The organism is Pseudomonas sp. NFACC13-1 (assembly GCF_900104425.1).
Lineage (GTDB): Bacteria > Pseudomonadota > Gammaproteobacteria > Pseudomonadales > Pseudomonadaceae > Aquipseudomonas > Aquipseudomonas fluorescens_AA.
In genome coordinates this window covers 90,779-105,347 of the sequence record NZ_FMXV01000002.1, presented here as the reverse complement: position 1 = coordinate 105,347, position 14,569 = coordinate 90,779, and the positions used below count along the sequence as shown (strand labels likewise).

2 protein-coding genes are annotated in these 14,569 nt (G+C 64.2%); both read left to right on the top strand.

The window, feature by feature from the left end; translation table 11 throughout:
• The first annotated feature begins 490 nt into the window (after window positions 1-490).
• On the top strand, window positions 491-1,660 hold the full coding sequence (locus BLQ55_RS02930) for a substrate-binding domain-containing protein (protein ID WP_092198345.1): 1,170 nt from the start codon (window positions 491-493) through the stop codon (window positions 1,658-1,660).
• A 214-nt stretch (window positions 1,661-1,874) separates the two neighbouring features.
• Entirely contained in the window at window positions 1,875-14,489 is a 12,615-nt protein-coding gene (locus BLQ55_RS02925) for a filamentous hemagglutinin family protein (protein WP_092252273.1), read from the top strand.
• Window positions 14,490-14,569 lie beyond the last annotated feature (80 nt).

The following is a 14,569-nucleotide window of genomic DNA, read 5'->3' as shown; positions in this document are numbered from 1 at the left end:
GGGATTCATCCCCGCTGGGGTGCGAAGCGCCCCTCACAACTGCCGCCTCGGTGTGTCAGACGAATTGACTGGGCTGGCATGGGGCTGCTGCGCCGCCTAACGGGGATAAATCCCCTCGCCACAAAAGCACACCGAGCAAAATAAATGTTGACGCCGTCAACACCTCCCGAGCCTCGCCATCGCCAAACTCGGGTTCCTCGTTCTGTCATCTTCCGCCGCCTGGCAACCATCCGCCGCCATCTTCGCGACCAGCCCTTGCCGTCGCCCTGAAAAAACCGCCTGAACCCACGGCGCAGAGCCCTCGAACACCCGAGGAAAAAACTCGAAAAACAGCCCTCAGCTCCCGAGGTTTTTTCCTTTATCTGTCACCGGAAGCTGCGAATTTCTAACCCATGGCCTCACCCCATCGCCATCGGCACAGGACCGAGCGCCATGACGGCAAGCACGCGTCACCCAACCTACGTACGAACACGATGAAAGGAGATTCTTCATGTTTAAGCGCAACGTTCTCGCGGTATCCCTGACCCTCGCCGGCCTCTGCGCCGCTCAGGCCGCCATGGCTGATGTCAATGGCGGTGGTGCTACCTTGCCTCAACCGCTGTACCAGACTTCCGGCGTCCTGACTGCCGGTTTTGCCCCTTACATCGGTGTGGGCAGTGGTGCCGGCAAGTCGGCGTTCCTGACCAACGACTACACCAAGTTCGTGCCAGGCGACACCAGCGGCAAGAAAGTGCACTGGGCCGGTAGCGACTCCAAGCTCAGTGCCACCGAACTGAGCACCTACGTCAGCGCCCACGGTGCCGCCTGGGGTCCATTGATCCAAGTGCCTTCGGTCGCCACTTCGGTTGCCATTCCGTTCAACAAGACCGGCACCGCTAACGTCGACCTGAGCGTCAACCAACTGTGCGGTGTGTTCTCCGGCCGTCTGACCGACTGGAGCCAGATCACCGGTTCGGGCCGTACCGGCGCGATCACCGTGGTTTACCGTGCAGAAAGCAGCGGCACCACCGAGCTGTTCACCCGCTTCCTGAACGCCAAGTGCGCTGAAACCGGCACCTTCGCCATCACCACCAACTTCGCTTCCAGCTACAGCGGCGGCCTGCCAGCCGGCGCCGTTTCCGCCACTGGCAGCCAGGCTGTGATGACTGCAGTGAATGCCGCCCAAGGCCGTATCACCTACATGAGCCCGGACTACGCCGCTACCACTCTGGCCGGTCTGGATGACGCCACCAAGGTTGCCCGCGTTGCCGGTGTTTCCCCAGCCCCAGCCAACGTTTCGACTGCCATCGCCGCGGTTGCGGTACCGGCAGTAGCCAACCGTTCCAACCCGAACGCCTGGGTACCGGTGTTCGCCGCTACCACCAACCCAAGCGACCCTAGCGTCGTAGCCTACCCATCCACCGGCTACCCGATCCTGGGCTTCACCAACGTGATCTTCAGCCAGTGCTACGCCGATGCGACCCAGACCACCCAGGTGCGGAACTTCTTCAGCCGCCACTACGGTTCGTTGACCAACAACGACTCGGCCATCACCGCCAACCGTTTCGTGCCGCTGCCTTCGGCTTGGAAAACCGCCATTCGTGATTCCTTCGTCACGGCTTCCAGCGGTCTGAGCATCGGCAACACCAGCGTCTGCAACGCCATCGGTCGTCCGTTGTAAGCCCAGGCTTGAACGACTCGCAACACCCGGTCAGCAACGGCGAAAGCCGTTGCTGACTTTTTGCGTCATAGCCGTACCAACACAGCCACATGAAATTTTCATGACATCCGTTCGGTCCCGAGCGGTTGTAACCGCCTAACCCCTATAACCAACGCTGGCAGCTTGATGGCACTGCGTTGCGCCCCCTTAGAGCGAACCCGAAAGGATGAGTAGGATGCTGCGCTGCAAACCCCAGACGAACCTGAATGCTTCCCGTCGCGATGAGTTGTCGATGTTGCGGCTCAAGCCGCTGGCCCAGGCCATTGCCCTGCTGATGGTGGCCGGCAATGCCCACGCGGCGACGGCGTTCAGTTCGGCCTGGTTTGCCGCCAAGGGGGCGTCCCAGGCCGGTGGCGCGGCGCGGCCTACGACGGCGCAGCCGGGCATGCCTCCGCCCTTGGCGCAGCAGCAACGGGCCAATGCGCAGTTGCAGCGTTCGCTGACCAACCTCAACAACACCGTGGCCGCTATCGCGGCTCAGCAGGCGGCCCAGGCTGCCGGGCGGCAAGCGGCGTTCGGGCAGGTGCAGACCGTGCCCGACGGTTTGGGCGAGGGCGGGCTCAAGGTCGACAACAGCCTGACCCAGGGCTGGCTCAACGCCAAGGGACCGCAGCAGACCCAGGCCGGCGGCAAGACCACGGTGAAGATCGAGCAGACCGCCGACAAGGCGATTCTCAATTGGGAAACCTTCAACGTCGGCCGCAATACCACGGTGGATTTCCAGCAGCAGTCGGACTGGGCCGTGCTCAACCGGGTCAACGACCCTCAGGCGCGACCGAGCCAGATCCAGGGCCAGATCAAGGGCAATGGCACGGTGATGCTGGTCAACCGCAACGGCATCATTTTCAGCGGCAGCAGCCAGGTCAACGTGCGCAACCTGGCGGCGGTGGCGGCGAATATCAGCGACGAGCAATTCAGCCAGCGCGGCTTGTATGTCGATGCCACCGGCAGCCAACCGACCTTCACCGACGCGGCGGGCAAGGTCGAAGTGCAGCAGGGCGCACTGATCGAAACCCATCGCGCTGCCACCTCCACGGCCGGTGGTGGTTATACCTTGCTGCTGGGGGCCGAAGTGGAGAACGCCGGCTCCATCATCACCGCCAAGGGCCAGACCACCCTGGCGGCAGGCGACAGCTTCTACATCCGGCGCGGCCAGGGCACCAGCGGCAACCTGCGTTCCACCACCCGTGGCAACGAGGTCGCGACATCCCTCAAACCGGGCAGCAGCGCCGGCACGGTGATCAACAGTGGCCTGATCCAGGCCAGCACTGGCGACATCACCCTCACCGGGCACGCTGTGCAGCAGAACGGCGTGGCCGTGGCCAGCAGTTCGGTGGACACCCGCGGCACCGTGCACCTGCTCAACGCCTTCAGCGACAGCAGCGGCAGCGTGATCCTGGGGCAGGGCAGCGCCACGGCGGTGTTGCTCGATGCTGCCGGCGGCAGTGCCCTGGACAGCCAGCGCAATGCCGGACCGGCGGGCCTGGATGGCACGCCGAACAACCTGATCACCGGCCCGTTCAACAACCTCAGCAGCGTCGTGGACCGCAGCGACCAGTCCCGGGTCGAGATCGTCAGCGGCGGCAGTGTCGACTTCCAGAACGGCTCCATCACCCTGGCCACCGGCGGTCAGGTCACGGTCAGCGCTGCCGGGCGCAGCCTGGTGCGCGATGGCGCGGTGATCGATGTGTCCGGTGCCATCGGCGTCAAGGTGGCGATGGAGTCCAATTCCATCAAGGTCAACGTGCAGGGCAATGAACAGCGCGACGCCCCGGTCAACCGCGATGGCGGCAAGCTGACCAACAACGATGTGTGGGTGGACGTGCGTGACTTGATCTACGTGCCGGCGGGCACCAACGGCTACGCCACTGACCGTTGGTACACGGCGGGTGGATTGTTGGAGGTCGGCGGTTACCTGGGCACCCGCGGCCACAGTGTCGGCGAATGGGCCGCACAAGGCGGTACCCTGACGTTCACCGGCAACGACGTGGTGACCCAGCAGGCGGCGCAACTGAACCTGTCTGGCGGCACCCTGGATGTGCAGAGCGGCTACCTGCGCCAGTCCTGGCTCAAGGGCCCCGATGGACGCTTGTACGAATTGTCCAAGGCACCGGGGGACATCCTCTACACCGGTATCTACAAGGGCTACGAAGATCACAGCCAACGCTGGGGCCAGACCGATTACTACTACAACCCACTGATCGCCCCACGCGAACGCTTCGAAGCCGGCTACACCGTCGGCCGCGATGCCGGCAAGCTGGTGGTATCGACCCGCAACGCGGTGCTGGAAGGCCAGATCGTTGGCGAGGTCTACCAGGGTGAACGCCAGACCCAGGCGCCGAACCTCAACCTCGATGGTTACCAGCAATCGCAAAACGCCGTGGCCCGACGGGCTCAGTTGTGGGTAGGCAGCTACACGCCGATCTACGACAAGACCAGTGGCGTGATCAATAGCGGCCTGAACCCCACCTTCGATCAGGTCACCGTCGGCAAGGTGACCGACAAGATTGCCGCGGGCCTGGACCTGACCTCGGTGGTCGGCAGCGACCGGCAAGGCAAGTTGGTGCTGGATAACGCGCTGCTCAATGGCTTCCAGCTAGGCGCGGTCAAGGTGGCAGCGGCGCAAGGCATCAACGTCGATGGCACGCTCAAGGTGGCCGATGGCGGGGATATCACGCTTTATGCGCCGCAGGTGGAGGTGAACGCCGACCTGACCGCCCGTAGTGGGCGCATTGCCTTGGGTAACGTGCTTAAACAGGTCAGAACCGATAATTTCCAGATGGAAGACGTTGTGCTTTCGCCCGCCACCGGTCAGCGTGCCGCGGTCACGCTGGGCGAGGGCGTGACATTGAACACCGCTGGTCGGTGGAGCAACCTGCTACTCGACGGCAACGATCGCCAGGGCCTGCCGTTCCTCAATGGCGGCACTGTGTCTGTACGCAGCAGCGGCGACATCGACGTGCGCCAGGGCAGCCTGATCGACGTCAGCTCCGGTGCTGCGGTCATGGCCGATGGCAAGACCCGTGGCGGCAAGGGCGGTGACCTGACCCTGACCGCCAGTACCGGCACGTCGTCCAGTAACGGTGCCCTGAACCTGGGCGGCGAATTGCGCGGCACCGGCGTGAATGGCGGCGGGACCTTGAAACTGGCGGCCAACAAAGTGCTGATCGGCGACAGCGGTTCGCCCCTCGAACCCGGTACCTTGCAACTGGGCGCTGACTTCTTCGACAAAGGCTTCTCGGCCTATGACATCACCGGTAACCAAGGCCTGACCGTGGCCGAAGGCACCCGCGTCGATGTGACGATGCCGGTGTACCGTTTCGACGAGCAGGCGTTGAGCACCGGCAGCGGCGCAGAACCGGCCGATGCGTTGCAGCGCTGGATGCCGCAGCTGTACCAGGAGGATGCGATCAAAGGCGTCCTGACCCAGCGTCGCGGCGCAAGCCTGAGCCTCACTGCCGGTACCGCGAACTCCAGCGCGGCCGACATGGCCAGCACGGTGTTGAACCTGGGCAAGGGCAGCGTGATCAGCGTCGATCCGGGGCAGGGCATCGATGTGCGCAGCATCGGCCAGTTGACTGCCAACGGTACCCTCAACGCCTGGGGCGGGCGGGTCAGCCTCACCGGGTTGAGCGTCCTCGGTGCGCAGGGTGAAGCCGTCAACGCCCAGGGCCACGGTCGCTCCATCTGGCTGGGCGAACAAGCCCTGATCGACGTCTCCAGTCGGGCCGTGACCGCCCAGGATATGCGCGGTCAGACCTATGGCTTGGTCCGTGATGGCGGGCAGATTGTCATCGGCGGCCAGATCGACGCCACAAAGGGTTCGGCTTCCGCATCCGAACTGTTTGTCGTGGTGCGCGACGGCGCGCGTCTGCAAGCGGATGGCAGCCAGGCCGTGCTGGATGTTCCCGGACAGGGACGCACGTCGGTGGCGAGCGATGGCGGCAGTATTTCCTTGGCGTCGGCCAATGGTTTGTACCTGGATGGCGATTTCAGCGCTCGTTCGGGGGGCACGGGGGCGGCAGGGGGCAGTTTGTCGGTGGCCCTGGAAACGCCGTATTACCGCAACGATGCGGTCAGTGACCGGGTCTTGCAAGTGCGTGAGCTGGTGCTCGGGCAAAACGCCCAAGCGACCCTGCCGGGCGACACGGCCGAAACCTCGGCGGATTCACTGGTCTACGGTCACGGCCGATTGGGTGTGGATCAGGTTCAGTCGGGTGGCTTCGACAGCCTGGCGCTGTTGAGCAACGGGCTGTTGAGCATCGATGGCGACGTGTCGCTGTCCCTTGGCCAAAGCCTGAGCCTGTATGCCCGCAGTTTTGTAACCCGTGCAGCCGCGCCAAATACCCGGGCTCAACTCAATGCTTCCCATGTACTGCTGTCGGGCCCCGCGGCCAACCTTCCAAACAGGGATAACTACGTCCGACCGGTGGTCGATGGCGGCGTATCGTTGCAGACGAACAAGGCTGTGTTTTCTGTCAACGCAGACCTGCTGGATGTGCAGGGTAACGTGACCTTCAGTAGCAAGGGTACCGTGCGACAGGCCGACGGCAGCACCGTCGAGTTGGAGCGCGCCGGTTTTGACCGGGTTCAGTTAAACAGTCGGGGGGATGTGCGATTCCTGGCCGGGTTCTCGAACGATGGATTGCCTACAGGCTTTACCACCCAACTCCTGACGCCTTCGGACATGATGTTGCAAGCCGCTCAGCTGTATCCAGCGACGGGCGTTGGCGCCCGGGTTTTGGCGGGTTGGAGCATGACCGCGGAGGGAACGCCGCAATATGATCCTTTGCGCAGCCTGGTCATCGGGCGAACGACCCAAACCATGTCCCAGGTGCCTTACTCGGCATTCGGGCGCTTGCAATTGGGTAGCGCAAGGATTGAACAGGGCGGGGTGGTACGGGCACCGCTGGGTTTGATTGAAATCGGCACCAATGGTGGTCCCGGGGAAGCCATCACCGATCGGATCAACCTGTTGCCGGGCAGCTTGACCTCGGTCAGTGGCCTGGGTCTGGTCATGCCGTATGGCGGCACTGTCGATGGTCAGAGTTACCAGTATGCCGGCAAGAAGGTTGTGCTGCTGGGGCAAGGCGCGGTTCCTTCCGAAAACGGCGACATTAATATCGGCGTGATTCTGGGCGGCAAGTCGGTGGAGGGCCAGAAAGGCTCGGTACTCGACCTTTCGGGCGGCGGTGACTTGCTCGGTGCTGGTTTCATCTCCGGCCGTGGCGGTTCCACCGACGCACGCTTCAACCCGTTGGTACAAATTGGCACGAACGGCGGCTTCACCCTGCCGGGGCTGTCCAGCAATCCGGTCTACGCTATCGTGCCGGGCAATCAGAGCCAGTATGCGCCGGTCGCCCCCGAAGGCGGCGCGGTGGATCCGCGAGTAGGCCAGCAAATTACCATTGGCGCCGGTGTGCCAGGGCTCGCCGCCGGTACCTATACCCTGATGCCATCCACGTATGCGCTGATGCCAGGCGCGTTCCGAGTCGAGGTCAATGGCCTGGCGGGGCAAGGCCTCACAACGGGCGCGCAACAGATGCGCAACGGCTCCTGGACCACCGCTGGCGTGCTCTCGGTCGCCAATACCGGGCAGCGCGACAGGTTGTCCAGCCAGGTCATCCTGACGTCGGGGGATGTGCTGCGTCGCTACTCGCAATATAACGAAACCAGCTACGCCCAGTTTGCCGTGGCCGATGCCGCTCGCCTGGGCGTGCCTCGGGCCGTCTTGCCGGTCGATGCCAAGACCTTGAAGTTGAGCCTGTCGCCTGGCGCGGGAGATCAGGCGTTTTCCTTCAAGGGCATCGGCAAGTTCGCGCCTCAAACGGGGGGGTATGGTGGTACTGTCGCTGTGACTGCTATCGCGAATAAGGCGTTGGAGGTGGTAGCCGAGGGAAGTGGGGCGACGGCCGGCTTCGAAGGCGTTACCCTCAATGCCGAGAGCCTGAATGCGTTGAATGCCTCGCGCCAAGTGATCGGTGGCCAGTTTTCAGTGATCTATGGACAAGGCGGCAATTACATCAGCCCGCAGAAGGTGTCGAGCAGCGTGATCTTGCGCGAAGGCGCGACCTTGGCAGCTCCCGAAGTATTCCTTCTGTCCAGTGGCGGGGAAGTGCTGGTGGAGCAAGGCGCCGCCATCAATACCATCGGCCGGGGCAAGGCCGCCTATGACGCCCGTGATGGTTTTATCTATAACCTGAGCGGGAAATCGCTCAACTACAGCATGCTGGCTGCCTCCAACGGTTTGCTCAATGTGCTTGCGCCCGAGTCGGGTTCCAACGGCGCCATCAACATCGGCGGTTGCAGCCTGATAGCGTGCAGTGGCGTCACACGGATTTATTCCGAGGGCAGTATCGTCGCTGCTTCGGGCGGCAGCGTGGCCCTGAGTGACCAAGTGCGCTACGGCACCCGTCACCTGACCCTGGCCCTGAGTAATATCAACGTCGGCACCGCCCAGGCACTCAGCGATGCGGCGATGCGCCAGGTCTTGCCAGCGGGTCTGACCCTGAGCCAGACCGTGCTTGATCGCCTGTTGCGTGGCGACACCGAATATGGCGCACCGGCCCTGGAAACCCTAGAGCTGTCGGCCCGCGAGGCGTTGAATTTCTACGCAACCGTCAGCCTCGACACGTATGACCCGGTCACCGGCAAATCGCGCCTGAGCAACCTGATGCTCAGCACCCCGGCCATCTATGGCGCCGGCAACGCCAATGACGTGGCGACCATTCGCACCGCCAACCTGATCTGGAACGGCGCCGTCGGCGCGCCGGGTTCGGTGATTGCCGGTGGGGCGGGCACCGGTGCCGGTCGCCTGGACATCCAGGCCCAACGGATCGAGTTTGGCTACGGTGAATTCGCCCAGCCGAGCTCGGTCACTACCCTGGACCGTCTGGCCCTGGGCTTTGCCAACGTCAACCTCAGCGCCAGCGAGCGTCTGACCGCCAACCACAAGGGCAGCCTGGCGGTGTATCAAAGCCAAGGCGCCTATGACGCGAAAACAGGCTACGCCTACCGCGGCGGCAATCTGAATGTCCTTACCCCGTTGCTCACCGGTGAAGCCGGCTCGGTCAACCGCATCACGGCGGGCGGAGCGGTCAATGTAGCAGGCACGACCGCTAAGCCGGGCACTGTCTCCGGGCTTGGGGGTGAGTTGTCCCTCAAGGGCCAGCGTCTCAATCTCGCCAGTGCGGTGGTGTTGCCCAGCGGCAAGCTGACCCTCAGCGCGACGGATGATCTGACCCTGGCCGATGAAGCGTTGATCGATGTAGCCGGTCGGGCGATCACCTTCAACGATGTCACGCGCTACAGCGCCGGTGGCGAGGTGATCCTGCAAAGCCGCAACGGCAACATCCGTCAGGCGGATGGTTCAAGCATCGACCTCTCGGCTCGCAACAATCAGGCCGGCCGGCTCAGTGCGGTGGCGTTGAATGAGGCGGCCGGGCTGGTCGACCTGCAAGGACGAATCCTCGGCAGCAGCAGTGGCGAATACGACGCCGGCGGCACCGCCATGCCTTACCTGGCCGGCGGCGTGGAAATCCAGGCCCAGCGCCTGGGCGACAGCGGCGACCTCAGCGAGCAGTTCGCGGCGTTGAACCAACGCCTGAACGATGGGCAGGTCTACGGCTCCCGTGGCTTCCAGCTCAAGCAGGGCGACCTGGTGATCGGCAACGAACTCAAGGCCTCGACCATCAGCGTGTCGGTCGACAACGGAAACCTGTTGGTCAATGGCAAGGTAGACGCCAGCGGCGAGCGGGTCGGCAGCATCCGGTTCGCCGCCGGGCGCTCTCTGACCCTGGGCAGCAACGCGGTGCTCGATGCCCACGGCAATCGCCTGCGGGTAGACAGCTACGGCAAGATCATCGACTCACCGAACCGCGCCGTGGTCGACCTGACCTCCCGGGGCGGCGTGCTGACATTGGCCGACGGCGCGCGCATCGATCTGCGCCATGGCACCGCGGCGCCTGCGGGGCAGCAGGATGGTCGCGCTCGCGGCACCCTTGAACTCAATGCCCGGCGCGCCGGCCCGGATGCCACCCACGGTGACATTGCCATCGACGCCAGCGGCAACCTGGATATCCAGGGAGCGCGGTCCATCGCCGTCAATGGTATGTGGCAATACAACGACGCCGCCTTTGGCAGCGATCCGGCGGCCAGTGGCCGTCCGTATCAGGTCATCGATCAGGCCTACCTGGATGGCAAGCATCAGGACAGCCTCGCCTTCATCAACGCGGCGCTGGCCAACAGCGATTTGATGCAACGCAAACTCGCTGGTCTGAGCAACGCCCGTTATGCCGATGCGTTCCACCTGCGGCCCGGCGTCGAGATCGTCAGTGCGACGGCCGACGGTGACCTGGTGGTGCAGGGGGACCTGGACCTGTCCGGTTATCGCTACGCCAGCGTCAACCCGCACACCCGGCAAACCGCCGTGTACGGTTCCGGCGAGGCCGGCGCGCTGACCCTGCGCGCCGGGGGCGACCTGAGCATCTACGGCAGCATCAACGACGGATTCGCTCCGCCGCCCGCCACTCAGGATGACAAAGGCTGGGTGTTGCTACCCGGCATCGATTTCACCGGTGGCGACATCGTTGTCCCCGGTGCCGGCGTGACCCTGGCCGACGGTACGGCGTTCCCGGCGGGAACCACGCTCAACTACGACTTACCCATCAAAAACGTGACCCTGGCGGCCGGCACCCGGTTGCCAGTGGTGGCGATCCTGGAACAACCCTTGGAACTGCCGGCCGGCACGGTATTGGCGGCGGCGGTGCACGACGCCTCCGGCAACCTGCTGTTTGCCGCGGGCACTTTGCTGAGCCGGGCCCAGACCCTCGAAGCCGGCTCGCAGTTGGGCGCCGGCAGCGTGTTGAGCGGCGCCGCCGCATTGCTCGGTTTTACCTGGCCCAAGGGCGTGGCGCTGCCCAACGTGGCCAACGCGGGCAATGTCCAGAGCAATATCCTCAGGCTGGACGGCAGCCTGGCGCTGAACCGTGGTTCGCTGATCCCGTCCGGGACCGATGTGAAGTTGCCGGATGGCGTCGAGTCGATCCAGCTACGTCCGGAAGTCGCTGGCAGCCAGGGGCGGATGTGGGCCGTCGCGCCGATGCTCGCCGAGGGTTCGCAATCCTGGTCGTTGCGGTTGGTGGCCGGGGCCGATACGACGGCGGCGGACAGCCGGATCGTCCAGCCCGATCCGGTACAAGGCGACTTGCGTCTTGCCGATAGTCACTACGGCATGTTTGGCAAATCCGTGCCGGCCAAGGGCACCTATCAGTGGACTCAACTAGGGGTCGATGAGCTGGCGGGCGCGGGGTTCACGGTAGAGCTTGGCCAAACCGTTGACCTGGACATCGTGAGCAATTTTGGCTACGACTCGGTTGACGCCTTCTGTGCGGATTTCGCCGGTATTTGCGCGCTTCAAGCTTCTTACAGATGGACCAAGGCCGCGGAGGAGGAATTGGCAGGTTCCGGCTTTGAGGTCAGGGCCGGCGAGCTGATCAGCCAGGCCGCTGCGCAGTTTTTCCAGTTTGATTCGGTTCAGTCACTCTGCGACGCGGCGCCGAGTGTCTGTGCCCCCGCAGACGTGGAGTATCAAGCGGTTGCCGGCAGTGTCCGTCCGAGCGTCATCCGCACCGGTACCGGGGACCTGGAACTGCTCAGCGGTGGCAGCCTGCGCATGGATTCGTTGTTCGGCATCTACACCGCCGGCACCTCGTCAGCACCAACGTTCCCGGGCGATCCCTACAACCAGCCCAGGGCCCTGGGCGCCAACGGCAAGGTGCTCAACGACGAGGATGGCAGCAACGAAAAGCTGGTCGATGGCGGCACTGAAAGTCTCTACCGCGCCTGGTATCCGGACGCGGGCGGCAATCTGTTGCTCAAGGTCGGCGGCGACCTCAGCGGTAACCTGACCGCGCCTGCAGCCACCCCGAACGGACGACCTAATCCCGCCGACATTGGCCAGGACTCGGCCAATGTGGGCAATTGGCTCTGGCGCCAGGGCAATGGTGATTCAGTGAGCAGCCAGCCGACCGCCTGGTGGATCAACTTCGGTAGTTATACCGCGTCGATGGTATCGGGTGGCGCTGATCAAATGGCCGCCTTCACCGGGTTCGGAACTTTGGGTGGCGGTGATCTGGATGTACAGGTGAAGGGTGACGCGGGCGTGTTGAACCGGCTCGCCGGTGGCGACTTCAACTCAAACATCAGCCCTCGTAGCCAGGGGCTGCTGTTGGCGGTGGGCAGCACTGGACGTGTGGGCGCTGATGGCAGCCTGCAATTGACCGGCGGTGGTGACCTGAGGCTGCGGGTGGGGGGCGTTCTGAATTCCGATAGCCGGCTCACTGACGGGCGTCTCAGTGGCGCAGTGATCAATCTGCGTGGGCATGCGCAGCTCGACAGCAGCGCGATCGGACGAATCGACCTGCGCTACGGTAATCAGGGCACGGACCAGTCCCCGGGGGAAACGCGGGCTTACGATTCCTTCCGCTCCACACGCGGCCAGGCAACCGGTGGCTTGACCCTGATGCCAGGCGACGCCACGTTCAATCTTTCGACCCTGGGCGACCTGGTGGTGCAGGAGGTCGTAGACCCGGGGAGAGCGCCGATAATGAGCGTTTCGCCCTTCAAGAATGGCGAGATCAATGGGGCGGGTGTGAGCTGGTTTACGCTGTGGACGGCCAATACGGCAGTGGACCTTTGGTCGTCGGGGGGCAATATGACGCCCCTGGTGTCAGAAATCGAGACCGACCTGTCGGTGGTCTATCCCTCCATCCTGCGGGCTGTGGCCGCCAGTGGCAGTCTTTATTATGGCCAGGCCAAGGTTTTTGGTACCGCAGGCTACGATGGCAGTTATCGCAGGGCGCTGCTACTCGCACCCGGTATCAACAGCGAGCTGCAGTTCCTGGCCGGCGACTCCATCTACGGCGGCGACCTGACGGTCAGTCGTTCCGGGGCCTCGTCTGCGGCCATGGCCACCCCGCTGCGGCCGGCTTTCATGGGGCTTGTCAATGGAAGTGTGGTGGTCAGTAACCTCTCTGCCGATGCCAATAGTGTCTCCATAGGCGCGAATACATTGCCGTTGTTTGCTTTTGACAGCAGCAGCGCTGCCGACGAATGGGCGACCAACACCGATCCTGCCCGTTTCTATGCGCTCAAGGGCGACTTGCTGGCCGTCAATAGCGGGCGGGCGATGACGTTCACCACCCCGAGTGACAGCCGATTCGGCCAGACCTATTACGAAGGAACCGGGCCGGTGTGGATGATGGCCGGACGGGACATCGTCAGCAGCGGCACCCCGCTGAGTGGCGGCAGGGGCGGTGAGTCGGTCACGGGGGAGTACACCAGCACCGGCAACCTCTTCATCCACCACAACCCCACCGACATCTCCATCGTCTCCGCCGGCCGCGACATCCTCTACAGCAACTTCAACGTCGCCGGTCCCGGCCTGCTGGAGATCACCGCCGGGCGCCATATCCTGATGGACGACAAGGTCAGCATCACCAGCCTCGGTGCCGTGGTGCCGGGGGATTCGCGCCCTGGCGCGAGCCTGGTGTTGCAGGCCGGCGCCGGCCTCAACGGCGCGGATTACGAACGCTTCGTCAAGGCCTACCTGGACCCGGCGAACCAGGCCCTGGCCGGTGTGCCGTTGGCGAACCAGGACGGCAAGGTCGCCAAGACCTACGAGGCGGAGTTGGTGGATTGGCTCAGGGAACGCTTCGGCTTCAGCGGCGACAGCGAACAGGCTCGCAGCTATTTCGCGGCGTTGCCGGCCGAGCAGCAACGGGTGTTTGCCCGCGACGTGTACTTCGCCGAGCTCAAGGCCGGTGGTCGTGAGTACAACGAAGTCGGCGGCGTGCGCCAGGGCAGCTACCTGCGGGGCCGTGAGGCTATCGACTTGTTGTTCCCGACCAAGGACGTGGCGGGCAATCCGATCACCTACAAGGGCGACATCACGATGTTCGGCGGGGCGGGGGTGCACACCGATTTTGGTGGCAGTATCCAGATGCTCACCCCGGGCGGCGGGCAGACCTTCGGCATTGAGGGCAATGCGCCGCCGTCCACCGCCGGGGTCATCACCCAGGGTGAGGGCGATATCCAGTTGTATGCGCAGAACAGCATCCTGCTGGGGCAGAGCCGGATCATGACCACTTTTGGCGGCTCGATCCTCGGCTGGTCGGCCCAGGGCGATATCAACGCCGGCCGGGGTTCGAAGACCACCGTGGTGTACACGCCGCCCAAGCGCTTGTACGACACCTGGGGCAACGTGACGCTGTCGCCGTCGGTGCCGAGCACCGGGGCCGGTATCGCCACCCTCAACCCCATTGCCGAAGTGGCGCCGGGGGATATCGACCTGATCGCGCCGTTGGGCACCATTGATGCGGGCGAGGCGGGGATCCGCGTGTCGGGCAACGTCAACATCGCGGCGTTGACCGTGGTGAACGCGGCCAACATCCAGACCCAGGGCAAGTCCACCGGCGTGCCGCTGGCAGCCTCGGTGAACACCGGGGCCATCACCTCGGCCAGTTCGGCGGCGTCTTCGGCGACGCAGGCGGCTGAAGACGTGGCCCGTCAGCAACAGAACGCGGCGCGGCAGAACCAGGCGTCGGTGTTCACGGTGCAGGTGGTGAGTTTTGGCTCCGAGCAACTGGCCCCGTCACGCGATGGCGCCAACCGCGACGCGCCTCGGGCCTACGACCCGGCCAGCCCGGTGCAGGTCCTGGGCGCGGGGCCTTTGGACGAGCAGAACCGCCAGCGGCTGACCGAGGAGGAGCGGGGGCGGTTGAGTTTGTAGGGGCTTGAGCTTGCAGTGAGGTGGGCTGTGCTGGCCTCATCGCGAGCAAGCTCGCTCCCACAGGGAATTGGGGGTTCATG

What these genes read in the sequence shown, in the direction of transcription:
- BLQ55_RS02925 (WP_092252273.1), top strand. Translation starts at nt 1,875, where the DNA reads ATGCTGCGCTGCAAACCCCAGACGAACCTGAATGCTTCCCGTCGCGAT.
- BLQ55_RS02930 (WP_092198345.1), top strand. Translation starts at nt 491, where the DNA reads ATGTTTAAGCGCAACGTTCTCGCGGTATCCCTGACCCTCGCCGGCCTC.